Source organism: Streptococcus sp. GMD1S, assembly GCF_000296875.1.
Taxonomy (GTDB): Bacteria; Bacillota; Bacilli; order Lactobacillales; family Streptococcaceae; genus Streptococcus.
This window is the reverse complement of sequence record NZ_AJQY01000002.1, coordinates 1-25522: the sequence shown is the minus strand read 5'-3', so window position 1 is coordinate 25522 and position 25522 is coordinate 1. Positions and strand designations below refer to the sequence as shown.

22 protein-coding genes are annotated in these 25522 nt (G+C 39.4%); 2 read left to right on the top strand and 20 right to left on the bottom strand.

The features are described from left to right. Positions 1-8: 8 nt before the first annotated feature. From GMD1S_RS00470 to gyrA, 7 genes are all read right to left on the bottom strand, one after another. Positions 9-1283, bottom strand: coding sequence for a DUF2130 domain-containing protein (locus GMD1S_RS00470; RefSeq protein WP_001002599.1), 1275 nt, complete (start codon positions 1281-1283; stop codon positions 9-11). Positions 1284-1349: 66 nt separating this feature from the next. Then, the gene (locus tag GMD1S_RS00465) at positions 1350-3482 is read right to left on the bottom strand and encodes a DEAD/DEAH box helicase (RefSeq protein WP_000789573.1); all 2133 of its coding nucleotides are present in this window, start codon (positions 3480-3482) and stop codon (positions 1350-1352) included. Further along, positions 3479-4384, bottom strand: coding sequence for a HamA C-terminal domain-containing protein (locus tag GMD1S_RS00460; protein WP_000017579.1), 906 nt, complete (start codon positions 4382-4384; stop codon positions 3479-3481). Before GMD1S_RS00460 ends, GMD1S_RS00465 begins: the two co-directional genes overlap by 4 nt. Before the next feature lie 515 nt (positions 4385-4899). Beyond that, positions 4900-6180 carry an O-acetylhomoserine aminocarboxypropyltransferase/cysteine synthase family protein gene (locus GMD1S_RS00455; RefSeq protein WP_000196304.1) on the bottom strand — a complete coding sequence of 427 codons (1281 nt, stop codon included), beginning with the start codon at positions 6178-6180 and terminating at the stop codon, positions 4900-4902. A 150-nt stretch (positions 6181-6330) separates the two neighbouring features. Beyond that, positions 6331-7128 carry a formate/nitrite transporter family protein gene (locus GMD1S_RS00450; protein WP_000254779.1) on the bottom strand — a complete coding sequence of 266 codons (798 nt, stop codon included), beginning with the start codon at positions 7126-7128 and terminating at the stop codon, positions 6331-6333. A 198-nt stretch (positions 7129-7326) separates the two neighbouring features. Further along, positions 7327-8082, bottom strand: coding sequence for a class A sortase (locus GMD1S_RS00445; protein WP_000018508.1), 756 nt, complete (start codon positions 8080-8082; stop codon positions 7327-7329). Beyond that, positions 8082-10550 carry a DNA gyrase subunit A gene (gyrA, locus tag GMD1S_RS00440; protein WP_001154047.1) on the bottom strand — a complete coding sequence of 823 codons (2469 nt, stop codon included), beginning with the start codon at positions 10548-10550 and terminating at the stop codon, positions 8082-8084. Before gyrA ends, GMD1S_RS00445 begins: the two co-directional genes overlap by 1 nt. Positions 10551-10744: 194 nt before the next feature. Between gyrA and GMD1S_RS00435 the strand changes: the two genes are divergently transcribed. Then, positions 10745-11731, top strand: a complete 987-nt coding sequence (locus GMD1S_RS00435; RefSeq protein ID WP_000204722.1) for an L-lactate dehydrogenase — start codon at positions 10745-10747, stop codon at positions 11729-11731. A gap of 134 nt (positions 11732-11865) precedes the next feature. Here the strand turns inward: GMD1S_RS00435 and GMD1S_RS00430 are convergent, their stop codons facing one another. Together GMD1S_RS00430 and GMD1S_RS00425 are read right to left on the bottom strand one after the other, a co-directional pair. After that, positions 11866-12141 carry an HU family DNA-binding protein gene (locus tag GMD1S_RS00430; protein ID WP_001284636.1) on the bottom strand — a complete coding sequence of 92 codons (276 nt, stop codon included), beginning with the start codon at positions 12139-12141 and terminating at the stop codon, positions 11866-11868. A 107-nt stretch (positions 12142-12248) separates the two neighbouring features. Beyond that, positions 12249-13085: a DegV family protein gene (locus GMD1S_RS00425; protein WP_000195456.1), complete on the bottom strand. Its 837-nt coding sequence runs from the start codon at positions 13083-13085 to the stop codon at positions 12249-12251. 141 nt (positions 13086-13226) lie between these two features. Between GMD1S_RS00425 and GMD1S_RS00420 the strand changes: the two genes are divergently transcribed. Continuing rightward, on the top strand, positions 13227-14075 hold the full coding sequence (locus GMD1S_RS00420) for a YitT family protein (protein WP_000619787.1): 849 nt from the start codon (positions 13227-13229) through the stop codon (positions 14073-14075). A 22-nt stretch (positions 14076-14097) separates the two neighbouring features. On the opposite strand, the gene GMD1S_RS00415 is transcribed toward GMD1S_RS00420, so the two are convergent. The 11 genes from GMD1S_RS00415 to rpsA all read right to left on the bottom strand — a co-directional run bounded on the left by GMD1S_RS00415 (position 14098) and on the right by rpsA (position 25307). Continuing rightward, complete coding sequence (locus GMD1S_RS00415) at positions 14098-15495, bottom strand: APC family permease (RefSeq protein WP_001020302.1); 1398 nt, start codon at positions 15493-15495, stop codon at positions 14098-14100. 214 nt (positions 15496-15709) lie between these two features. Continuing rightward, positions 15710-16279 carry a hypothetical protein gene (locus GMD1S_RS00410; protein ID WP_000506265.1) on the bottom strand — a complete coding sequence of 190 codons (570 nt, stop codon included), beginning with the start codon at positions 16277-16279 and terminating at the stop codon, positions 15710-15712. A gap of 19 nt (positions 16280-16298) precedes the next feature. Then, positions 16299-17711 carry a Fe-S cluster assembly protein SufB gene (gene sufB / locus GMD1S_RS00405; RefSeq protein WP_000797056.1) on the bottom strand — a complete coding sequence of 471 codons (1413 nt, stop codon included), beginning with the start codon at positions 17709-17711 and terminating at the stop codon, positions 16299-16301. 57 nt (positions 17712-17768) lie between these two features. Further along, positions 17769-18209: a Fe-S cluster assembly sulfur transfer protein SufU gene (sufU, locus tag GMD1S_RS00400; RefSeq protein ID WP_001218478.1), complete on the bottom strand. Its 441-nt coding sequence runs from the start codon at positions 18207-18209 to the stop codon at positions 17769-17771. Then, on the bottom strand, positions 18196-19422 hold the full coding sequence (locus GMD1S_RS00395; protein WP_000887702.1) for a cysteine desulfurase: 1227 nt from the start codon (positions 19420-19422) through the stop codon (positions 18196-18198). Before GMD1S_RS00395 ends, sufU begins: the two co-directional genes overlap by 14 nt. A gap of 10 nt (positions 19423-19432) precedes the next feature. Then, on the bottom strand, positions 19433-20695 hold the full coding sequence (gene sufD, locus GMD1S_RS00390) for a Fe-S cluster assembly protein SufD (RefSeq protein WP_000159666.1): 1263 nt from the start codon (positions 20693-20695) through the stop codon (positions 19433-19435). Between the two features lie 27 nt (positions 20696-20722). Next, a complete protein-coding gene (gene sufC, locus GMD1S_RS00385) occupies positions 20723-21493 on the bottom strand; it encodes a Fe-S cluster assembly ATPase SufC (RefSeq protein WP_000114489.1) in 771 nt (256 codons plus the stop codon). 152 nt (positions 21494-21645) lie between these two features. Beyond that, on the bottom strand, positions 21646-21840 hold the full coding sequence (locus GMD1S_RS00380; RefSeq protein WP_000198268.1) for a DUF3272 family protein: 195 nt from the start codon (positions 21838-21840) through the stop codon (positions 21646-21648). Positions 21841-21867: 27 nt separating this feature from the next. Further along, positions 21868-23526, bottom strand: coding sequence for a DNA polymerase III subunit gamma/tau (dnaX, locus tag GMD1S_RS00375; protein WP_000283846.1), 1659 nt, complete (start codon positions 23524-23526; stop codon positions 21868-21870). Beyond that, positions 23526-24023, bottom strand: coding sequence for a GAF domain-containing protein (locus tag GMD1S_RS00370; RefSeq protein WP_008275554.1), 498 nt, complete (start codon positions 24021-24023; stop codon positions 23526-23528). Before GMD1S_RS00370 ends, dnaX begins: the two co-directional genes overlap by 1 nt. A gap of 81 nt (positions 24024-24104) precedes the next feature. After that, positions 24105-25307 carry a 30S ribosomal protein S1 gene (gene rpsA, locus GMD1S_RS00365; protein ID WP_001001617.1) on the bottom strand — a complete coding sequence of 401 codons (1203 nt, stop codon included), beginning with the start codon at positions 25305-25307 and terminating at the stop codon, positions 24105-24107. Positions 25308-25522 lie beyond the last annotated feature (215 nt).

The window sequence follows — 25522 nt, the reverse complement described above, 5'->3', positions numbered from 1 at the left end:
TTGCTTTCTCACTCTCCCTTCAGCGCATCAAACTTGGCTTTCATAGTTGGGTTTTTTCGGGTCAATTTTTTTACTGAAACATCTTCCAATTTGTTATTGGCGAGGCGGAGTTGGTTTTCGGATGTGGTTAGGAATTTCTTAACCTCTTCCATGCGTTTGATAGCCTTATCAATTTCGTCGATGGCTTTACCAAAGTTAGTTGAAGCTGAATTGTAGTTCTTGGCAAAGGCTAGTTTAAAGGCATCCAAATCTTCCTCAAAGTGAGTGATATCAATGTTTTGTTCACGGACAAGTGCCAACTCTTGCTTATATTTCAAAGAATTAAGCGCAGCATTTCGCAAGAGACCAATCAACTGGATAAAGAACTGGGGACGAATCACATACATCTTTTCATACTCATGACTGACATCAACAATCCCTGTATTAAAGTAGTCGTTATCTGCTTCTAGCATGGTCACCAGAACCGCATATTCGCAGTTTTTCTCCCGACGGTCCTTGTCCAATTCCTTGTAGAAGTCCGCATTCTTGTGCCTTTTCTCTGTCCCATCCGCTTCGTTTTTCATCTCAAACATGATGGAAATAATTTCCACTCCATTTTCATCACATTCACGGAAGATAAAGTCTCCCTTAGATCCACGCGCAGAGACCTTGTTATCCTTCTCAAAGTAGGCATTTGGAAAGGCAAAACTACGAACCTTGTTAAACTCACTCTCTGCATACTGTTCCAAACTTTCCCCGATAGCTTTTGTGGATTGTTGGGCTTTGAAATTCTTATAGAACTCGACCTGTTCACTAGCTGCCTTGAGCTGAGCTTCGTAATTTTGCTTAACAGAAGCCAAAGATAACTCATTTTCCTTTTCCTGCAAGAGGAGCTGGTTTTTGACCTGATCACGCTCTCTTTCTAAATCAGAGAGAGTCTTTTGCAGTTGGTTTTCATGCTCTAAACGCAAGGTCGCCAATTGGTTTTCCAAGGCCTGCACTTCCTTGTCCTTTGCTAATAAGGCCTGATGACTTGTCTGTTCAACCTCTTTCTTAGCCAACTCTTGCTCTGTATCAAAGTTTTGGATTTGACTCTGCAGTTGCGCGATTTCTTGGTCTTTTTGAGCTAGTTTAATCTGTTGCTCATTCATAGCCTTTTGCTCAGCCAAGGCTAGCTCCTGCTTCATGCGATCGTGCAGTTCCTTATCAAATTCTGCCGTTCTCACTTGAGACAAGAGTTCGGCATACTGACTCTCATTTACTGTAAAGACTTCCCCACAGTTGGGGCATTTGATTTCGTTCATAGGGGGTACCTCGTGTTATTCAAAATAAAATATACCTAATCTACTTCTTTAGGGTCTTTTTCATATCTACCGTATTGCTTCTTCTAATAAATTTGCTTCATAAGGAATCAAATTCCTAATTATAAGAGATAAATTTCTTCTTAGATATTGTATTATATGAGAATCTTCAATAAGATTATCAGGTATATTTCTAATTTTTTTTACAGCTGAGCTTGGTACACCATAATCAATTAAAAATTGTAATCTTTCATCAATCTGTTCATTCTCTAATAAAGAGGCAAATACAGAATAGTCCCCAGCAGGCAAACCTAATTTATCGAATACATGTCTTTGTATAGAATCAATCACAGATAAAATTTTAGGTATTTCGTACCCAGCTTCTGTTTTTTGAAATTTCAAAACAAAATCAATGGCACTATTTAAAGGATCTTTTCTTTTTTCAGACAAATAGTATTTATACTGTTCTTCAATAACTTTTCTTAATGATAGATTGACAAATTTAAGCGACATTACAGCTCTACTTTGTACAAAACCGATTCTATCATTTGATTTCAAAAATTTATATCCTAAGTAAAGAGTTTGCCATAATTTATCATAACTAGGTATACCATCCCACCTTAAATAATCTATTCCACCAGTTTTTTGCTCTTTTTCTATAAAGCGATACAAAGACTTCTGACCTTCTACTGAAATAAGATTATTCTTAATAATTTCTAAGATTTCATTATCTAAACCATCTTCTAATCTCTGTTTTCGTTCAATATCTTTCACTTCGTTACTTGAAATATTAATTAAAATTTCATCTGACACAGGATTCTGATCAACACTAGGTACATCAATAGTGAGATGTTCATCTGCAATTTCATCAATAAACACATAAACATTTCCAGTGAAATGTTCATTCATTCTACCAGCCCGACCACGTATATTTGCAAAATCAAAAAAGTCAATTTTATTATCACCTTTATGTTGACTATATACAAACATATTTTTCGCAACTGTGTTCACGCCTTCAATCAATGAAACCGTTGCAAAAAGTACTTTAATTTTCTTTTTATTAAATAAATCAATTTCTGAAGTTACTACATGCCTTGGGAGTGCTCCGTTGTGTGCCCCTACACCATGTTCTAACATTTCTTTTAATTGCCAATTAGGAGATATATTATTATCAATCCATTCAAATATATCTAATTTTTTATTTTCAGTCTCAATCTTATTCTTGCGTAAATAGTCTACATATTCTTTGGCAAGTTTATAGGCTTCATTCGGAGATTTTACATATACAATACTTGATTCTTCTTGTTTATATAGCATTTTAAATAATTTATTTTTTTTAGAGTTACCAGATAATAAATTATTATTTCTATTCCTAACCTCGATGACATTAGTATTTACTAAAGCATAATCTGTTTTAAAAAAAGCAACTTTATACCTTTCTCGGAAAGCCTCCGATAAAGAATCTACAGTAGGAGTTAAGAACATTGCTTGGGTATTATGTTTCATAACTCTTAATAACGCAACATTCAAAGAATCAATTCTACTATCATTTAGACGATTACAAATTTTATAAAATTCATCAATGACAAAAAAATCTATATTGGGAAGATTTGGAAATTCTAACACTCGTTCAGCTGTTAAAATAAAAATATTTTTCTCAAGAACTATTTGACGAGTATTAATTATTAAATTATAATCTCCTTTATACTTTGATAGTTTTTTTCTTGTTTCATCAATTAATGCAAGAGTTGGTTGTATAATTAAGATATTACAGAATTGTTTTCTTGCTACAATCTCTTCGATAAGTAAGCTTTTTCCAAAACTAGTTGGCGCGCTTACAGCTATATTATTTCCATTGGATAAAGCTATTTCTATTTCTTTTTGCTGTTGATGAAAATATATATTTGGAAGATAATCAGATTTAAAAAATTCTGTTTTTATTTGATCCTGAAGTGACAGAGTTAATTGCTCTTCTTGACAAACTTTTTCAATATAATACGGATAAAATCCTGCTCTTCCAATCAAATCAATCCACATTTCTTTTGCGTTATTATTTACATTTTCCCAAATATCTAAGATATGAATTATTACTTTTCTAGCATCAGATGTATCAATAATACTAGAAATATATTTAATAAGTTCAAAATTTTCTTCATAATTTTTTAACTCAGAATATTTTAGAATTTCTTTAATATTTTTCATCCTTGCTGCGCCCCTTTTAATTTTAAATGTAGATCTTTGACAAATTCTTTTTTGTTGTCAATGGGAAATAAAAATAAAAAAATATTTAAATGCTCATTCCACGGATGCTCTTCTATTTTTTTTAACGCTTTTTTTTCTAAAATATTAATCTCTGATTCTAATTTTTTCTTAAATGACTCTTCATCTTCAAACTCTTGCAATGACTTGCTATCAAATCCAGCAAATAATGCAATATTGATATTAGCAAGTTTATCTAAAACTTTTGTTTGGGGATTAATTAATTTTTTCATAAAATCATCAAGTTCTATGTCGCTATCATGAACACGATTTTCTATAATAACAAACTCAGAATCAAAAAATGATATTCTAAAATGTTCTTCTAAATCTTTCATCAAAGCATCAATAGCAGAACTAGATTCAGAATATAATTTAGATTCTCCAATCCACAAGATTTGATTATCAGAATCTACGTGAACTGCATCAAAACCATGCGCTGGTAGCCCCATGCTATCCTTGAAATAGATTTTTGAAATTAAAGCATCAGCATTAAAATATTCATGTAGCAGATGATATAAAAGCAATTCTCCAAACTCACCACGCTTAAGATACTTATCCTCTACTAAATCTGATTCAAGATAGTACCTACTAGCTTCTTGTAATTCTGGTATATTATACATTTTTCTCAATGCTTCCCTCTGAACTTTAGAAATATCCTGAGGTTCTTTGATTCTCTTCATTACATTATGTGATCCGAAAGCAAAAGAAGCAATGTCGTCAAACAATTCGTCATAAAACTTCTTTTTTACTTGTGAAATCTTGCCAAAATCATCTAAATCAAATCCGATATAAAATGTATGAACATTATTACTAATTTCTTTATGTTCAGAATGGCAATGGCTCATTTAGAATTTCTCCTTTTATTTATAATTATTTTTTTCAAAATCAAACTTTACTTTTTAACAATTTCACATAATCACTCTTAACACAACACCATTAAGTGATAAAACGGGAAACTTTCCAACCATTCTAAGTTCTTAAAAATTTTTCATTTTATTTGAAACTAATTGATTTAACTGAATCTTATAAGTCAAATTCAGGACTAATTTCTTCTACATCTATAATTTAATTCTGATTAGCTCCATTTGATTATTATTACTATTCCTGAATCAAACGTCCATCCCCTAAACCTTCTTGAGTTGAAAAAGAAAGTTAATTTTTAGAGACAAGTAGTTTCCTTGCCTTTCTTAATGATTCTATGTTCGTCTTAAAGTTTACTTAATATTCTCTAACAATCTCATAACAATAATACTAATCATATTTTAAACTATTATAGCAAAATAAACTATATAAGACTAGATAGTACTAGCCTTATATAGTTTATTTAATAATTAGTTACGAATTATTTATCTGTCTTACTTTATACTTTTTCCAAGGCTAAACGCAAATCTTCAATCAAATCCTCTACATTTTCAAGACCGATAGACAAGCGGATTTGGTTTGGTGTGACACCTGCTGCTTCTAGATCTTTTTCTGACAACTGACCGTGAGTGGTTGTCGCAGGATGGACAACAAGAGATTTGGCATCTGCAACGTTTGCAAGGTCAGAGAAGATTTCCAAATTATCAATGACCTTGCGTGCTTCTGTCTCTCCACCTTTGACATGGAAGGTAAAGATTGAACCAACACCTTTTGGCAAATATTTCTCAGCCAAGGCATGATATGGACTGTCAGCAAGTTTTGGATAGTTGACTTTTTCTACCTTAGGATGGTTGACAAGGAAATCAACAATTTTCTCTGCATTTTGCACATGACGTTCAACACGAAGAGAGAGAGTTTCAAGCCCTTGGAGCAAGAGAAAGGCATTAAATGGTGACAAGGCAGCACCTGTATCACGAAGCAATTGAACACGAACAGCGATAATAAAGGCTGCAGCACCCACGTCACGAGTATAGCTCAAGTTATGGTAGCTTGGGTCTTCCTCAACAAATTGAGGGAACTTCCCTGAAGCTGCCCAGTCAAAACGACCGCTATCGACAATCACTCCTCCAATAGTCGTACCATGTCCACCGATAAACTTAGTCGCTGAGTGGACTGAAATATCGACACCGTGAGAGAAAACGTTAATCAAATATGGTGTGGCAAAAGTATTGTCAGAAACGAGAGGAATCTGGTGTTTATGCGCAATCTCAGCCAATTTTTCCAAGTCAGGAATGTTAATCAAGGGATTCCCTAAGGTTTCAATCAAGACAAGTTTGGTATTGTCACCGATAGCTGCTTCTACTTCCTCCAAATTATCCACATCGACAAAGGTGGTTGTGATTCCATAACGAGGAAGGGTTTCTTTCAAGAGATTGAAAGTCCCACCGTAAATAGTTGACGCAGCCACCACATGGTCACCCGCATGAGCAAGGGCAAGAATTGTATAAGTAAGTGCAGCCATACCAGATGCTGTCGCTAGTGCTCCAACACCACCTTCAAGAGCAGCGATTCTTTCCTCAAAGGCTGCTGTTGTAGGATTTGTGATACGAGTATAGATATTGCCTGGTTTTCTCAAAGCAAACAAATCTGCACCCTCCTGCGTGTCATCAAAAACGAAGGATGTTGTTTGATAAATCGGTACTGCACGAGACTTGGTCGCTGGATCAACGACTTGCCCTGCATGCAATTGTAGGGTTTCAAATTTAAAATCACGAGTCATAAGACGACCTCCAAATAGCTTCATTAGGTATATTGTATCATCTTGGGTTAGCCTTTTCCAATACAGTTTTTCTATATTTTGATATAAGGAACAACTATGACTAGTCATACACATCAAACAAAAAAGCACGATTAACTCGTGCTCATTTCTTTAATCGACATAAGTATCTTCGTTTTTATTGAGGAAGGCGTATGGTAAGCCCATCAAGAGACCTCCTCCGATAAAGTTTCCGACAAAGGTTATACCCCAGTGACGAAGGATGTTCGGAATGTCAAAGTTTGCGATAGAATCAGCTGCAACACTAAACTTAACAATCGCAAAAGAAGCAAAGTTCGCAGCAATGTGTTCGTTTGTTAAGAATACAAACATGTAAATCGCTGATAAGACAAGCCAAAGTTTGGCGCCACCGTCTTTCACCAAAACGAATGAAAGAATGGCAATGTTTACAAAGATATTGGCTAAAATACCTTCAAGCAAGACTAGCTCATTGGAACGACCTAACTTCATCTCAACACCCCCTGAAATGAAGCTATCATGTGTTAGATTTGCATAGGCTGCTGAGTGGGCAAAGCCCCAACCTGCTATCAAAGCTCCGATAAGGTTGAATAAGGTACAGTATAGTAAAATCTCAGCTGTTTTTCTCCATGAGATTTTTTTCAAGAAACTACCAGCTGTCAAAAACATCATATTTGAAGTTACTAGCTCAGCATTCAAGAAAACAATGTAGGCCAATCCCCAAGCAAAAACGAATGGGAAGAGGAAGCGTCCACTGCCTGGTGCGATCTTATTAATCAAGTCAGCCCCAACTGCACCCGCAGCCGTACTAAATGTTAGAAAAGCACCTGCAAACATGGAACGAATCGCATACTTAAACTTACTTTGGCTATAAAGACTTTCTTTCTTCTTACAAGCAAATTCAATCTTTGAAATAAATTCTGAAGAGACCATAAAAAACTCCTAAACTTTTATTTGTGATAATTATAACATAATTCTTGTTTTCTAGAAAGCGTTTTCTGTAAAATTCTAAAATATTTATCTTAAAAATCTTTATCCTAAGTCTTCCTGTCCTTTTTCATAAGAACTATTTTGATCCTATTTTGTTGACATAAAAACCAGTGAAATAGCACTTCACTGGTTCATTCATTCTTAATAACGTTGTCTATACGGTTGATTAAAGGCCTTCAAAATATCCTCAGAAGTCTCAGAATAAGCTTTTGATTCTTTAAAGATTCCTTTGACGATTATACGCTCGGTCGCATTATAATCAACACAGGTAACCAAAGTAATCTCCTTTACGCCGTCACGATCTTCGATTTCATCTACACGGTCTGGTGTAACACGTTTTACCTCTGTAATCTCATAAGTATAAACTTTATCCTTATCCGTCAGATAAATTTTCATACCTGCTTTGGCATTGACCAAAGGTGAGAAGAGCATTTGACTGGCATTTTCAGCAGTAAAGATATGGTGACTGGCTAGAGAATAGTTTCCTTCCCCCATTTTTTGGTCTGGTTTCATGGTCCCTGCTCCGTAGAACAGGTTTACATTATCCAACCCTTTGAAAATAGGGAGGTTAATCTCCACCTCAGGAATAGCGATACCTCCAATAACAGGAAGTTTCTGAGCATCCCATTGTGAAGCCAATACAGCTTCAGATGAAATAGACTTAACAGAGTCAAAATCAAAATTTCCCTCGGATTTTAGGTTTTCATCTATATTTTCCTTAGTGACTTGATTGACTTGGTATTTATTGGTATTCCATACCAAAAAGATATCGCGAATCTTTGAATTAAAAATCAAGGCTAAGGAAAGAAGAATTAAGAAACCCGCTAAAATATTGATAAATAGATTTCTGCGCTTATTTTTCTTACTCTTTTTATTTTTCGTTTTTTTATGAGACATTATGCTTCACCTTCTGTTTCAATTTCAGTCCCAACTTCTTCTTTTTCTGCCGCAGCAACCGTAGTAAAGGTCACAATCTTAGCATCCTGATCTAGACGCATCACCTTAACTCCCATAGTTGAGCGTCCAGTTTGTGAAATATTGGCAACATTTGTACGGATCATGACACCTGTATCTGTGATAATCATCAGGTCTTCATCGCCTTTAACAGTAAGGAGACCAGCCAGAGGACCATTCTTCTCAGCAACATTGGCTGTCTTCATCCCTTTACCACCACGGCCTTTAGTAGGATATTCAGTAGCAAGTGTACGTTTACCATATCCTTTTTCAGTGATGATAAGAACCTCGTCTTGGTTTGTAATCACGCTAGCGCCAACTACTGTGTCACCCTCACGAAGATTGACTCCTCGAACACCAGTCGCGATACGGCTCATGCCACGAACAGCTGATTGATTAAAGCGAACAGCATAACCAAACTTGGTACCAATGATAATATCCGTATCTTCTTCTGTCAGCAAGACATTAATTAATTCGTCTTCATCCTTGAGATTCAAGGCTTTCAGTCCATTTTGACGAATGTTAGCAAACTCTTTGACACTGGTTCTCTTCACGATACCGTGACGAGTTGTAAAGAAGAGATAGGCGTCATCACTACGTTCAGACTCAACGTTGATAATGGTCTGAATGCTCTCACCTTCGTCCAACTTCAATAGATTGACAACTGGCAATCCCTTAGCGGTACGACCATATTCAGGGATTTCATAACCTTTAAGGCGGTAGACACGTCCTTTATTAGTAAAGAAGAGCAGATGATCATGGGTGCTGGTTGAAACCAGCTCACGCACAAAGTCATCATCCTTAACCCCAGTACCTTGAACCCCACGGCCACCACGTTTTTGGGCAGTAAACTCACCTTGGTCCAGACGTTTGATGTAGCCCTTGTTCGAAAGGGTAATCAAGACATCCGTTTCTTCAATCAAATCTTCATCTTCAAGAGTTAAGACTTCACCGACCATCAACTCCGTACGACGTTTGTCACCAAACTTGCGTTTGACTTCGTCCAATTCCTCTTTGATGATTTGCGCCACGCGCTCAGGCTTGGCAAGGATATCAGCCAAATCTGCAATCAAGGCAATCAATTCATCATATTCAGACTGAATCTTATCACGTTCCAATCCTGTCAAACGACGAAGACGCATATCAAGGATAGCTTGACTTTGACGTTCAGAAAGCTTGAACTTGCTCATCAACTCAGCTTGCGCTTCCGCATCTGTTTCACTGGCACGAATGATACGAATCACTTCGTCGATATGGTCAAGTGCAATTAAAAGACCTTCTAAGATGTGCGCACGCGCCTCCGCCTTTTCCTTGTCAAAACGAGTACGGCGAACAACCACTTCTTTTTGGTGCTCGATATAAGCATCCAAAATTTGACGAAGGGACAAGATTTTTGGCACACCATTTTCAATCGCCAACATGTTGAAACCAAAGTTGGTTTGCATCTGGGTCATCTTGAAGAGGTTGTTAAGGATAACGTTGGCAGACGCGTCGCGTTTAACCTCGATTACAAAGCGAACGCCTTCACGGTTGGACTCATCACGTACGGCTGTAATGCCCTCAATTCGTTTTTCCTGAACCAAGCGAACAATATGCTCATGTACCTTGGTTTTATTAACCATATAAGGGAATTCCGTTACAACAATCCGCTCACGACCCGTCTTAGTGGTTTCAATCTCTGTACGAGAACGAAGGACAATGGAACCTTTACCAGTCTCATAAGCCTTATGGATCCCTGATTTCCCCATGACAAGAGCACCAGTCGGAAAATCTGGACCAGGCAAGACTTCCATCAAGTCCTTAGTCGTCACTTCAGGATTATCCATAACCAACTTCACTGCATCAATGGTTTCACCCAAGTTGTGAGGTGGAATATTGGTTGCCATCCCAACAGCGATACCAGTTGCCCCATTGACCAAAAGGTTTGGAAAACGAGCTGGCAAAACCAAGGGTTCACGTTCGTTAGCATCGTAGTTATCTACGAAATCAACTGTGTTTTTATTGATGTCACGAAGCATTTCCAGAGCAATCTTGCTCATACGTGCCTCAGTGTACCGCTGCGCGGCAGCACCGTCCCCGTCCATAGAACCAAAGTTTCCATGCCCATCAACAAGCATGTAACGGTAGCTCCACCACTGAGCCATACGAACCATGGCTTCGTAAATAGAGGAATCTCCGTGTGGGTGGTATTTACCCATAACATCCCCTGTAATACGGGCTGATTTTTTATGTGGTTTGTCTGGTGTAACACCTAGTTCATTCATTCCGTATAGAATACGACGGTGAACAGGTTTTAAGCCATCTCGAACATCAGGAAGGGCCCGCGCAACGATAACGCTCATGGCGTAGTCGATAAAGCTGGTCTTCATCTCCTTTGTCAGATTGACATTCACTAAATTTCTATCCTGCATTAATAAATGCCTCATTTCACTATTAGTAATTAGATATATTATACCATAATTCGTCCTTCATTTCAGTCTTTGGAAATCACTAAAACGTTTACATCGATGACCGAATAGAATATTCGTGACAAAGCTTTTTAAAAGTGATAGAATGAAAGTGTCTGGGGATTCCCCTAAAAAAAAATGAAGGAGATGTTTAGATAATGACTTCAACTAAACAACACAAAAAAGTGATCCTTGTTGGTGACGGTGCCGTAGGTTCATCTTACGCTTTCGCACTTGTTAACCAAGGAATTGCACAAGAGCTTGGAATTATCGAAATTCCACAATTGCATGAAAAAGCTGTTGGTGATGCGCTTGACCTTAGCCACGCCCTTGCCTTCACTTCACCTAAAAAAATCTACGCTGCTCAATACTCTGACTGTGCAGACGCTGACCTTGTTGTTATCACTGCAGGTGCTCCTCAAAAACCGGGTGAAACTCGCCTTGACCTTGTAGGTAAAAACTTGGCTATCAACAAATCAATCGTAACACAAGTTGTTGAATCAGGTTTCGATGGTATCTTCCTTGTTGCAGCTAACCCAGTTGACGTTTTGACTTACTCAACTTGGAAATTCTCTGGATTCCCTAAAGAACGTGTTATCGGTTCAGGTACTTCACTTGACTCAGCACGTTTCCGTCAAGCACTTGCTGAAAAATTGGATGTTGATGCTCGTTCAGTTCACGCCTACATCATGGGTGAACACGGAGATTCTGAATTTGCGGTTTGGTCACACGCTAACATCGCTGGTGTAAACCTTGAAGAATTCCTTAAAGACACTCAAAACGTTCAAGAAGCTGAATTGATTGAATTGTTCGAAGGTGTTCGTGACGCTGCCTACACAATCATCAACAAAAAAGGAGCTACATACTACGGTATCGCTGTAGCGCTTGCTCGTATCACAAAAGCAATCCTTGATGACGAAAATGCAGTACTTCCACTTTCAGTCTTCCAAGAAGGTCAATACGGTGTTAAAAACGTCTTTATCGGTCAACCAGCTGTTGTTGGTGCACACGGTATTGTTCGTCCAGTAAATATCCCATTGAACGATGCTGAAACTCAAAAAATGCAAGCATCTGCTAAGGAATTGCAAGCTATCATTGATGAAGCATGGAAAAACCCTGAATTCCAAGCAGCTTCTAAAAACTAATGAAAAGAAGGTTCTCAAACATGGGAACCTTTTTCTTTTTGCACAAAATCATAACTCAACTTTTCAAATAAACAATAAAAAAAGCCTGTCAGACAAGCTCGAATGCTTGATATGACAGGCTTTTTGAAAATTCATTATTTAACAGCGTCTTTAAGAGCTTTACCAGCTTTGAATGCTGGAACTTTAGAAGCTGCGATTTTGATTTCTTTACCAGTTTGTGGGTTGCGACCTTTACGTGCAGCACGCTCACGAACTTCAAAGTTACCGAAACCGATCAATTGAACTTTTTCACCAGCTGCAAGGTATTCAGTTACTGCTGCAAATACAGCGTCAACTGCTGCTGCTGAATCTTTCTTAGTCAATTCTGTAGCTTCTGCTACTTTAGCGATCAAATCTTGTTTGTTTGCCATGTTAACAAATCCTCCAAATAATTTCTAATTAACAAATATAATCATATCCTAAAATCGGCTATAGGTCAAGTCAAAAACACTATTTTGACCATTTTTTCTCTATTTTTTTAGGAATTGTAGCGAATTAGAATCGCCCAAGCATTCTCTCCAGTATGAGTTTGAATAATAGAGCCAGTTTCCAATACAGAGATTGGTTTCTCAACATAAGGTTGCAATAATGCCTTCATCTCATTCGCCCATTCGTTCGTTCCAGCATAGGAAATTCCAATTTCTGCAACTGATTTTTGGGAAAGAGTATTGGTTAATTCCTCAAGCCACTTTTTGAAAGTTTTCGCTCCACGTCCTTTGGCGATTGGTTGGAGTTCGTGGTTTTTCATCTGCATTACTACACGAATATTCAAGAGTGAGCTTAGTAATCCTGTCACACGTCCAATACGACCACCCTTAACTAAGTTTTCTAGCGTCGAAACACCGATATAGAGTTCTGTATGATTTTTGACGTCCTCTACATGAGCTAAGATCGTTTCTAAATCTTTACCTTCTTTAGCAAGTTTTGCGGCTTCAACAACTTGGAACTTCATCGCTTGATCTGTAAAGGAACTATCAATAACTGTTACATCAGCAGTTGAGAGACTTGCCCCTTGGCGAGCAGCTTCCACAGTTCCAGACAAGGCATGGGACATGTGAATGGCGATAATTTGACTGCCATCTTTACCTAGTTCTTCAAAGACCTCAGCAAACACTCCTACAGGGGGCTGGCTTGTTTTAGGCAGATTCTTACTTTGTTGCATAAGATGAAGGAATTCTCCCTCTTTCAAATCTGCATCCGAATAAAGCACACTATCAATCATAACTGATAGAGGGACAACAGTGATATTTAATTCTTTAACTACTTCTGGTTCGATAGTAACAGAAGAGTCCGTTACAATTTTTACTTGTGTCATAATTCAATCTTTCTATTCTTCTCGATAGGATTGGGATTTTCTCCTTTATTATATCAAAAAAATGATAAAAAATCATAAGTGATCCGATGAAAAGAACTGAATTTTTGGTATAATCTATCTATAGAAAAGTGAGGAACAGCTATGATTCGAAAACTTCAACCGATTATTACCATTATTTTGGGAGCTGCTATCTATGCCTTCGGTCTTACCTACTTTGTTGTTCCTTATCATTTATTTGAGGGTGGGGCGACAGGTATTACCTTGATTACCTACTATCTCTTTAAGATTCCTGTCTCATTGATGAACCTCTTGATTAATATCCCTTTATTTATCCTGGCTTGGAAGATATTTGGACCTAAGACCCTATACTCCAGCCTTCTAGGATCTATTTCACTTTCCGTTTGGCTAGCAATCTTTGAGCGCATTCCTTTGCACATCGACTTGCAAGGGGATCTCATCATTGTCGCTTTAGTCTCAGGTGTCTTACTAGGGGTTGGTTTAGGAATTATCTTTAATGCTGGTGGAACCACTGGTGGCTCTGATATCGTTGCCCGTATCCTCAACAAATACACCAATATTTCGATTGGTAAATTGCTCTTTGGGATTGACTTTTTTATCCTAATGTTGATTTTGATTATCTTCCAGGACCTTCGTCTAGTTACCTATACCCTCTTATTTGACTTTATCATCGCTCGTGTTATCGACTTGATAGGCGAAGGAGGTTATGCTGGTAAAGGATTTATGATTATTACCCAATATCCTGATCAATTGGCCAAAGAGATTAACGATGAACTCGGACGTGGCGTTACCTTTATATCTGGTCAAGGCTACTACAGCAAAAAGGATTTAAAAATTATCTACTGTATCGTCGGTCGAAACGAAATCGTTAAAATGAAAGATATGATTCACAAAATTGATCCTCAAGCCTTTATCACCATCACTGAGGCTCATGAAATTCTGGGTGAAGGATTCACTTATGTGAAAGATTAAAAAAGCTGGGAATTCCCAGCTTTTATTCTTCTTCTGCGAGGGTTGAATGGCGGAACCCGTAAGTAAAGTAAATGACTAGACCAACTACAAGAGCGATGCTAAAGGCAATCCAGGTATCTAGACTATATTGAAGCATAAAGGAAACACAGATAAGAATGGAAAGAATTGGCAAAAGTGGCACCAAGGGTGTTTTAAACTCTCCCTCTTTTGGCATACCCTTATCCTTTCTGAGTTTTATTATTCCGTAGGCTAGCAAAATGAGATAAGCTAGCGTACAGATATTTAAGAAGGCTGCAATACTAGCTAGAGGAAAGACTCCTGCAGCAATGGCTGAAGCAACTCCTGTTAAAAGGGTCGCATTTTTAGGAACGCGACTAGTCTTGCTTAATTGTTTGAAACTTTGAGGTAAAAGTCCATCACGCGCTAAGCTATAAATCATCCGAGATAAAGCATAAGTCATAGAGATACATACGGTTATCAGGGTTAGAATGGCTACAAGCGAAACATAATTTGCTGCCCAGCCGATACCAATACTCCGTAATGAAAATGCTACTGCATCGTCCACATTGAGCTTACTGTAGTGAACAATCCCTGTCAATACTAAGGTTACCAAGGCATAGAGAATGGTGACGATTGTTAGAGAAAGCACAATTCCGCGAGGAATATTTTTTTGCGGACTTTGAATTTCATCAACTGCCATGGAAATTGACTCAAATCCGAGAAAACCAAAGAACATCAAAGATGCGCCCGCCATAATCCCAGTACTTCCACCATATAGTTGACCAAAACCAAATGGAGCAAAATTCGTCCAATTTTCTGGCTTGATGTACCAAATACCAACTAGGATAAATAAGGCGAGAGCTGAGAATTTCAAGACCACTAAAAGCGAATTAAAGCGTAAGGCTGCCTTGGAATTTAATAAAACCAATCCCGTTACCAATGTCAGTACTAAAATAGGTAGAAGATCGATATAGGTACCTTGTTCAGGATTAAAGGTTCCATTCAAGGATTGGGGCATGGCAATACCATAATTACTGAGCAATCCCTTAAAGTAAGCTGCCCAGCCAGACGTCACACCTGAAACAGCCGTCATGAATTCCATAATGGTCAACCAACCAGCAATCCAAGCTGGCAATTCTCCTAAAATCGCATAGAGGTAACTATAAGCACCACCAGTTGCAGGCACACGAGAGGCAAATTCTGCAAAAAATAGGGCTGATAGAGAAACACACAGGGCAGAAATCACAATGGAAATCACTAATGATGGACCAGCTAAGGTAGCCGCTGCTGTTCCTGTAATAGTGAAAATCCCTGTCCCCACCATGGCACCAATCCCTAGAAGAATCAAATCCCACAACTTCAAATGGCGATGCATCTCTGTCTGTCTCAGACTAACATCCTTGGTTCTAAAAATATTCATGCTTCATCTCCACTAAATGTAATTGTTTTATTTTACCATATAAAAGCATTTTTGTGAATATTTATTAGGTTCGTTTTTGAAAAAAATTCTGAACAGAAAGAATTCCTGTTCAGAATTTGCATTTTTACCCACTGATTCTTTCAATTTGTTACTGATCAAGCGAGTAGGCTCAACAGTATACTCCATTGAAAGTTTTTTAGGGATTTGGGATTTTTTAAACTTCAAAGTAAGGGAACGGACGGTCACTATCTAAAGGACGATTGGGAACTTCTTGTTCCAAAATAGCGCGCCAACCTGATACCAATTCTTCAAAAGTCAATTGGGCTTCTGGAGAAGCTGTTGTCAGCTTCCGACCAAACCAAGCCATGGTTGCAGTTTCAAACTGAAGCATAGCGTACTGGATTACTGGTACATTTGCCTCTTCATAATTTTCATTTACTGCACGCGCTACTTCTGCCGCTTGCGGAAGGAGTTGATTGCTGATTTTATCAACAACAGTCGCATCCATCTCTCTCCATGAAAGAAGTTGACCATTTACCTGATAAAAGAGCTCAAAGGTTTCTTGATTTTCCTTGAAATTAGTAAGAACAAAAGCACGTTCCACGGCCTCAGGACCACCAGCAGCTTTTACAGCGTTTATCAAGAGGTTTTGTTCCATTTGTCGCCAATAATCATCAGCTTCTTCTACTAAATCAACTGTAAAAGGTGGAACAATTTCCTCGACAGGAATTTCACCTTTATTCGCTTTTTCAACATTGCCAAATAATTTTTTTAAGAATCCCATTTGCTTCTCCTTTTGGGTTTTATCCGACAGATCCTTCCATTTCATAACTAATCAAGCGGTTCAGCTCAACTGCATATTCCATTGGAAGTTCTTTTGTGAAGGGCTCTACAAATCCCATAACGATCATCTCAGTAGCCTCAGATTCTGACAAACCACGACTCATGAGGTAGTAGAGTTGTTCCTCTGAAATCTTAGATACCTTGGCTTCGTGTTCCAAAGCGACTTGCGAGTTGTGGATTTCATTGAATGGAATGGTATCTGACGCTGATAAGTCATCCATGATAATGGTATCACACTCGATGTGAGAAACAGATTTCTTAGAATTTTTGTTAAAGGTCACTTGTCCACGGTAGTCCACCTTTCCTCCGCCTTTAGCGATGGATTTAGAAACGATAGACGAGCTTGTATGCGGTGCGTTGTGGATCATCTTGGCACCCGTGTCTTGGTGTTGACCAGCATTAGCAAAGGCGATCGAAAGCATAGTACCACGGGCCCCTTCCCCATCTAGATAAACAGACGGGTATTTCATGGTTGTTTTGGCACCCAAGTTACCATCAATCCACTCAACAGTCGCATCTTTCAAAGCTTTGGCACGTTTTGTTACCAAGTTATAGACATTATCAGACCAGTTTTGGATGGTTGTATAACGCATATAAGCTCCGTCCAAAGCGAAAATTTCTACAATGGCAGCGTGCAAGCTGTTGCTAGAATAAGTTGGTGCTGTACAGCCTTCTACGTAGTGGACACTTGCTCCCTCATCAACGATAATCAAGGTACGTTCGAACTGACCTGTATTTTCGTTGTTGATACGGAAGTAAGTTTGTAGTGGAATATCTACCTTGACACCTTTTGGCACATAGATAAAAGTCCCTCCAGACCATACGGCCGAGTTGAGGGCTGCCAACTTGTTGTCTGTCGGCGGTACCAACTTAGCAAAGTATTGTTTAAACAAGTCTGGGTATTCCTTGAGGGCAGAATCTGTATCTGTAAAGATAATACCCAATTTCTGGAACTCTTCCTTCATGTTGTGGTAAACCACTTCTGACTCGTACTGGGCAGAGGCACCTGCTAGATAAGCACGTTCAGCTTCTGGAATCCCGATACGTTCAAAGGTTTCTTTAATCTTTTCAGGTACATCATCCCAAGAACGGGCTGGTTTATCAGATGGTTTTTGGTAATAGATCAAGTCATCAAAGTCAATCTCTGACAAGTCTGCTCCCCAGGTTTGCATAGGCATTTTTTTGAAGGTTTCATAAGACTTCAAACGGAATTCTAACATCCACTCAGGTTCTCCCTTAGCAGCTGATAATTCGCGAATGACTTCTTCGTTCAATCCTTTTCCTGTCGATAGGACAGGCTCTACATCGTCATGGAAACCAAATTTATATTCACCAAGGTCAATTGGTTTTGGTTCTACTCTTTCTTCAGCCATAATATCCTTTCTTTCATTCTTCATTTCTACTGATTCGTAAGACAAAAGAAACTTGTCTTACTGTTTTTCTTGATCTTCAATTGTTTTCTTAAGGGCATTCCAAGCCAGGGTTGCACATTTGATCCGTTGCGGAAATTTAGCAACACCTGATAAGAAAGCTGCATCGCCAAGTTGGTCTTGACGCTCATCTTTTTGCCCTTGAACCATTTCAGAAAAAATGGTTGCAAGCTCTAAAATTTCTTGTTTGGTCTTGCCTAAAACTGCATCTGTCATCATACTAGCAGAGGCAGTTGAAATCGTGCATCCTGAATTTAGAAAAGCAATATCTTCCAAACGGTCCTCTGCGTCAAACTTGACAGAGAGGTTGATAACATCGCCACAGGTTGGATTATTGAGACTGATTTGTTCAGCATCTTCCAGCTTCCCTTGGTGATGTGGATTTTTCGAATGGTCTGCCACCACTGCCATATAAAGGCTATCTAGTTTAGAAAGTGCCATTGAAAAACTCCTTTGTCTTTTGTAGGGCATCTACTAGTTTGTCGCAATCTGCCTTGGTATTGTAGATATAAAAACTTGCGCGAGCTGTTGCTGGGACTTCTAAATACTGGAGCAAGGGTTGGGCACAATGATGACCCGCACGAACGGCTACTCCTTCATAATCCAAAGCAGTCGCTAGGTCGTGAGGATGGAGATCACCTAGGTTAAAGGCAATGACACCTGACCGTTGAGCCAGGTCTTGCGAACCATAAATGGTCAAACCTTCAATGGCCTGCAATTTTGGATAGACGTATGCAATCAATTCCTGTTCATGAGCTTCAATGGCATCCATACCAATCTTTTCTAGATAATCCACTGCTGCAGCAAGTCCAATAGCACCTGCCATATTTGGCGTTCCAGCCTCAAATTTCCAAGGCAATTCCTTCCAACTAGCAGATTGTTCGTAGACAAAATCGATCATCTCACCACCAAATTCAATTGGTGACATTTGTTCCAGATACTTTTCTTTGCCATAAAGAACACCGATACCAGTCGGACCAGCCATCTTGTGACCGGAAAAAGCAAAGAAGTCCACATCCAAGTCCTGGACATCAATATTCATATGAGGCGTAGATTGAGCACCATCCACTACCATGATAGCTCCAACTTGGTGGGCCAATTTCGTGATTTCCTTGATAGGATTGACCACACCAAGGACATTAGAGGCATGAGCTAGCGAAACAAACTTGACCTTGTCCGTCAATTTAGCGCGCAAGTCATCCATATCCAGAGCTCCATCCTTGAGATAGACATAGACAAGCTCTGCCCCAGTCTTGCGACAAGCTTCCTGCCAAGGAATGATATTGGAATGGTGTTCCATGACAGAAATCAAGACCTGGTCTCCCTCAGTCAAAATCTCCTCAGCAAAGCGTGCCACCCAGTTAAGACTGGTTGTCGTTCCTCTGGTAAAGAGAACTTCCTTTGTAGAGCCTGCATTGATAAACTTACGAATGGTTTCACGAGCAGCTTCATAAGAAGCTGTTGCTCGCTCCGCCAAGGTATGAACACCACGGTGAACATTGGCATTGTCCTGCTCATAGTAGCGGTTAATCGTTTCAAGAACTGCTAGTGGTTTTTGTGTCGTCGCAGCATTGTCCAGATAGACCAGAGGTTCATCGTTGACAATCTGGTCCAAAATTGGAAAATCCTTGCGAATCGCTTCTACATCTAACATAGGCTTCCCCTTAGCGTTTTGACAATTTTTCTTCGATAGTTGCAATCATTTCGTCACGAACTTCTTTGACTGGAATCTCAACAATTACGGAGCCAAGGAAACCACGAACAACCAAACGCTCAGCAGTCGCCTTATCCAAGCCACGGCTCATGAGGTAGTACATATCTTCTGGATCCACCTGACCGATAGAAGCCGCGTGACCTGCAGTTACGTCATTTTCATCAATCAAAAGAATGGGGTTGGCATCTGAACGCGCCTGATCTGAAAGCATGAGAACACGACTTTCTTGCTGCGCATCAGCTCCCTTAGCACCCTTGATAATGTGTCCAATACCATTGAAGGTCAAAGTTGCTTTTTCAAGGATAACCCCATGTTGGAGGATATTTCCGATAGAGTTGCAACCATAGTTAGTCACTCGAGTATCAATCCCTTGAACCTGACGGCCACTTGAAAGAGCTACGACTTTAAGGTCAGCATGGCTACCATTTCCAATCAAATCGCTATCAAAATCAGCAACAACATTTCCTTCGTTCATGACACCGATTGCCCAGTCAATGCTTGCATCGTTGCCTAGTTTACCACGACGGCTAATATAGGCAGTGACATTTTCACCTAAACGGTCAATCGCTGCAAATTTCACTTGCGCACCTGAACGAGCAATCACTTCGACCGTAATATTAGCAGTTGCCTTGGCACTACCTTGGCCACGAGACTCAAGACGTTCAAGGTAGCTGATTTTAGAGTTTTTACCTGCAATGATCAGAATATGCTTGTTAAATGGCACATCGCTATCGCTGTCTTGGTAGAAAATTCCTTCGATTGGCTCTGTAATCTCAACGTTATCAGGAATGTAGAGAACAGCACCACTGTTAAAGTAAGCCGTGTGGTAGGCTGCCAACTTGTCGTCATCATACTTAACTGATGACATGAAGAATTCCTCGATAAGTTCTGGAATTTCTTCTAAAGCTGAGTGAAAGTCTGTAAAGACTACTCCTTGTTCAGCCAATTCAACTGGAGTTTGTTCAAAAACAGTCTGAGTTCCTACTTGCACCAACTTCAAGTGATTATCTAGAGCTGTGAAGTCTGGAACATTTGCTGACGGTTCACTTTCTGTGATGGTACCATCTCCCAGATTCCAGCGGTGAAATTTGACACGCTCAATAACTGGTAATTCCAAACTCTCAATCTTATCAAAAGCTTTTTGACGGAGGTCTGCCAACCAGCTTGGTTCAGCGTACATTTCTGAAAAAAGTTTAATATTCTCTTTAGTCATTTACTTCTCCTAAAAGATACGAGGGAATTACAATTCTTCCTTGTAGTCGTAGCCAAGTTCTTCAGCCAGTTTTGCGTATCCTTCACGTTCCAAACGGGCAGCCAATTCTGGACCACCAGAAAGGACAACACGACCTTCCATCATCACGTGGACCACGTCTGGTGTGATGTAGTTCAAGAGACGTTGGTAGTGAGTGATAATCATAGCACCAAAGCCTTCGCCGCGCATAGCATTGACACCTTTCGATACGACTTTAAGAGCGTCAATATCAAGACCTGAGTCAATCTCATCCAAAAGGGCAAAAGTTGGTTCCAACATCAAGAGTTGAAGAATTTCATTACGTTTTTTCTCACCACCAGAGAAACCTTCGTTTAGATAACGCTCTGCCATTTCTTCTTTCATGTTGAGCAATTCCATTTTCTCGTCTAGTTTAGTGATGAACTCACGAACTGAAATCTTTTCGTCATCTTCTTTTCCAGCATTCATGGCTGCACGAAGAAACTCTGCATTGGTAATGCCTGGAATTTCAGATGGATATTGCATAGCCAGGAAAAGTCCCATACGCGCTCGCTCGTCTACTTCCAACTCAAGGATGTTTACACCATCAAATAAAACCTCACCTTTGGTAACTTCATAGTTAGGGTTCCCCATGATAGCTGCAGAAAGAGTCGATTTACCAGTACCATTTGGTCCCATGATAGCTGCGATTTCTCCTGTTTTCAGAGTCAGATTGACCCCTTTCAAAATTTCTTTTCCTTCAATCTCAACGTGAAGATCTTTGATCTCTAATACTGACATGATAGTTCCTTTCTTTTTCTGGCCTACTTCCTTTATCCTTAGCGAAATCACTTACATTTCTCTAAAAAATACAAGAAAAGGTCCATAAATATACTCTACTAGTATAACAAAAAAAAGCCTAAAAGGCTTTGATTTTGTTTAGAAGCTAGTGACTAATCCTTGTGGTTTAGGTGCTGATCAATGGCGTCTACTATTTTCCCCATTACATAACTTAACCTAAAATTTCGAAAAAGTAGAATAGCCCAAAATGCTGCCATGAAATAGCGACCCGTCATCCATGCTTCATTGAAAAAATAAGTCTCAGCAGCAGTAAATAGTGCTATCACGATAAATTGTTGTCTAGTCATAGGATTATTGTACCATGAAATCCACTTTTAGTCTTCTTCGACCATGACTTTATCAGCAAGAAATTCGAATCCTTCTGGAATCAAGTTCTCTTCTTCTACCTCTTGATCTGCTTGAGAAGACTTGTTTTTAGCTGAAAATGCTGCACGAACCTCTTTCCATTCCTCTAGGGAAATTGCCAGGATTTCAGGTGAAAATCCAGCCGCTTGGCTGAGAATATTGCCAAACATGGTATTGAGGTTATCCCGTTTCATGGTTTGCCCAGCATTGAAATTAGACTCAAAGGCTAAAATAGCATGGTGCTCGTTTGCTGCAACTGGTTGAGAACCAACAAGCAGAGCCTTATCAGGACCTGCTAATCTTTCGATTACCTCTCCCCAGGCATTCTGGAGGCGAATCAAGTTTTGCCGTGCCAAATCAGGATTTTCAACAGCTTCTTGTAGGATGGTCTGAACCTTATTACGGTCTACTCGATATACTGTCTTGGAAGTGGCTGGACGGCTAGGGACTGGCGCCACTTGTTTAGGAGCAGTTCCAACATTGGCAAGTTCTTGTTTGAGACGAGCGACTTCCTGTCTCAGTGCAGAAATCTCACCTTCGACAGCTTCTGAAAACATTGGTTCAGGCTTAATCTCCGCTAAACGAATGGTCATCATCTCAGCATAAATCTTAGGTTGCAGGCTAGCTTTCATATCCGCCAAACTCACAGTCGCTATTCGAATCATTTCAAAGAGGCTTTCCTGAGAAAGAGCTAGATTGTCCATAAAAACTGGACTATGATGAGTATTTTCGCCACCTGTCTGAACAACCAGTAAATCACGTAAATACTGCAAGAGATCCGTCACAAAACGAGTCATGCTCTTGCCATTTTCAAACAAAAGATTCAAAGAATCAAGCGCTTTTGGAACATCCTGCTGAGATAAGGCAGCTACATAGTCATCAAGTGCTGATAGACTAATGGTGCCTGTAATCTCCTCAGAGATAGCTGTAGTTAAAGCATTCCCTTGAGTCAAACTCAAGGCTTGGTCCAGAATAGACAAGGCATCCCGCATCCCACCTTCAGCTCGTCTAGCAATGATTTCCACAGCATCTGGTTCAGAACTGATATTTTCTTTTTCTAAAATATGATGAATGTGTGCCGTGATATCTTGCGTTCTAATCGATTTAAACTCAAAACGTTGGACACGCGATAAAATAGTTGCTGGAATCTTGTGCAATTCGGTAGTCGCCAAAATAAAGACAACGTTCTGGGTTGGTTCTTCTAGGGTCTTCAAAAGTGCATTAAAGGCTCCTGTAGACAGCATATGAACCTCGTCGATAATGTAGACCTTATAACGTGCCAAACTAGGTGCATAGGTGGATTTATCACGAATTTCACGGATTTCATCGACTCCATTATTCGAAGCTGCATCCATTTCGATAACATCTTCTAAACTACCTTCTGTCACTGCTTGGCAGATATAGCAGTTATTACATGGTTCTCCGTCCACTTGATTGGGACAGTTCATGGCCTTGGCAAAAATCTTGGCCACACTGGTCTTCCCAGTCCCACGAGGGCCTGAGAAAAGATAGGCATGACTAATCTTTTCCTGCTCAACCGCTTGTTTTAGGGTTTTAGCCACAACTTCTTGTCCGACTAATTGTGAAAAAGTTTGGCTTCTATATTTTCGATAAAGTGCTTGATACATTAGGCTTTCTCCTCAAACATCGTAAAGTCCCATTCTGTCTTCTCAAGCAAAATAGCGACAAATTGTTCCAAGTAATCACGGTCAATGGCATTGTAATCATCAATAAGTGAAGAATCCAGGTCTAAGACACCCAGCAATTGACCATTCTTGAGCATGGGAACCACGATTTCACTCTTGGCCATACTATCACAAGAAATATAGTTTGGATAGGTGCTCACATCGCCAACCAAAACAGTCTCTTGAAACTCAGCAGCTTCTCCACACACGCCTTTCCCAAGCGGAATGCGAATACAAGAAACACCACCCTGAAAAGGCCCTAAAATCAACTCGCTACCATCAAACAGATAAAACCCTGCAAATACAGTATTCGGAAAGCGAGATTTTAGGAGGGCACTAGCATTTGAAAGATTGGCAAGAACATTGGTCTCACCTTCTAGTAAATAAGAGAGTTCCTCATTTAACATTTGATATTGTGATTGTTTTTCTGAATCTAACATAGAACTATTATATCAAAAATGAGAAAGAGACAAAAGAAAAATCCCTTGTTTTAAACAAAGGATTTTGTGATTATCAATTGATTAAAGTTCGATATCACCGAACAAGTCAGCCATTGAGAATCCTGTTTGTGTTTCTGGAAGTTCGAAATCACGTTTTTCTTGACGTTTTGGACGACGTGGACGAGCAGCACGTTTTTCTTCTTTTTGTCCTTCTTCTTGAGCTGGACGTTCTTCAAGAGCTTTGATAGAAAGTGATACACGTTCTGCGTCAGCGTTAACATCAAGGACTTTAACAGTAACTTCTTGACCAACAGTAAGAGCTTCTTTTGGATTTTCGATACGTTTGTGTGAAATTTGTGATACGTGAACAAGTCCATCGATACCTGGCAATACTTCAACAAATGCACCGAAGTCAGTCAAACGTTTAACTGTTCCTTCTACTACATCACCTTTAGCCAATTTTTGCTCAACGCCATCCCATGGTCCAGGTGTTGTTGCTTTAAGTGAAAGTGATACGCGACCTTCTTCTTCGTTAAGATCAAGGATCTTCACTTCGATTTCTTCACCAACAGTTACAACTGATTTAGGTGATACGTTACGTTCGTGTGACAATTCAGTCAAGTGAACCAATCCGTCAACCCCACCAAGGTCGATGAAAGCACCAAAGCTAGTGATACGAGCAACTTTACCAGTTACGACATCACCAACAGCCAATTTACCGAATACTTCAGCACGAGCTGCCGCAGTAGCTGCTTCAACAACTTCACGACGTGAAAGGATGAAGCGGTTTTCTTTAGGATCAACTTCTTTGATTTTAGCATCAAATTCTTGACCTACGAAACGCTCAGTGTTACGTACGAAACGAGTATCCAACATTGAAGCTGGGATAAATCCACGAACACCTTCAAATTCTACTGAAAGTCCACCTTTAACGGCACGAGTTCCTTTAACAGTAACAACTTCTTCTTCGCGTCCTACAAGTTTGTCCCATGCTTTGCGAGCTTCAAGGCGTTTTTTAGATACAAGGTATGTAACTGTATCAGTATCTTTACCAACTACTTGACGAAGTACAAGAACATCCAATACTTCTCCTACTTTCACAAAGTCATTGATATCTGCATCGCGATCGTTTGTCAATTCGCGAAGAGTCAAGACACCTTCAACACCAGTCCCAGAGATTGCAACGTTAGCTTGAGTCGCATCAACTGTCAATACTTCAGCACTAACAACATCACCAGGCTCAACTTGGCTAACGCTATTTAGCAAATCTTCAAATTCGTTCATCTAAAAAATCCTCCAACAATCAAGTTTTTCCAAACTTGACATACTTATAATTTTTTTCCTAAGCACCCGCAAAGACATGTTCATATCGTTCACGTCTTTCAATTATAAAAATAAAATACCCTAAGATATTTTTCTTTTTATCTTGAATTTATTACCTAAGAACTGGGGTAGCTGGATTCGAACCAACGCATGAGGGAGTCAAAGTCCCTTGCCTT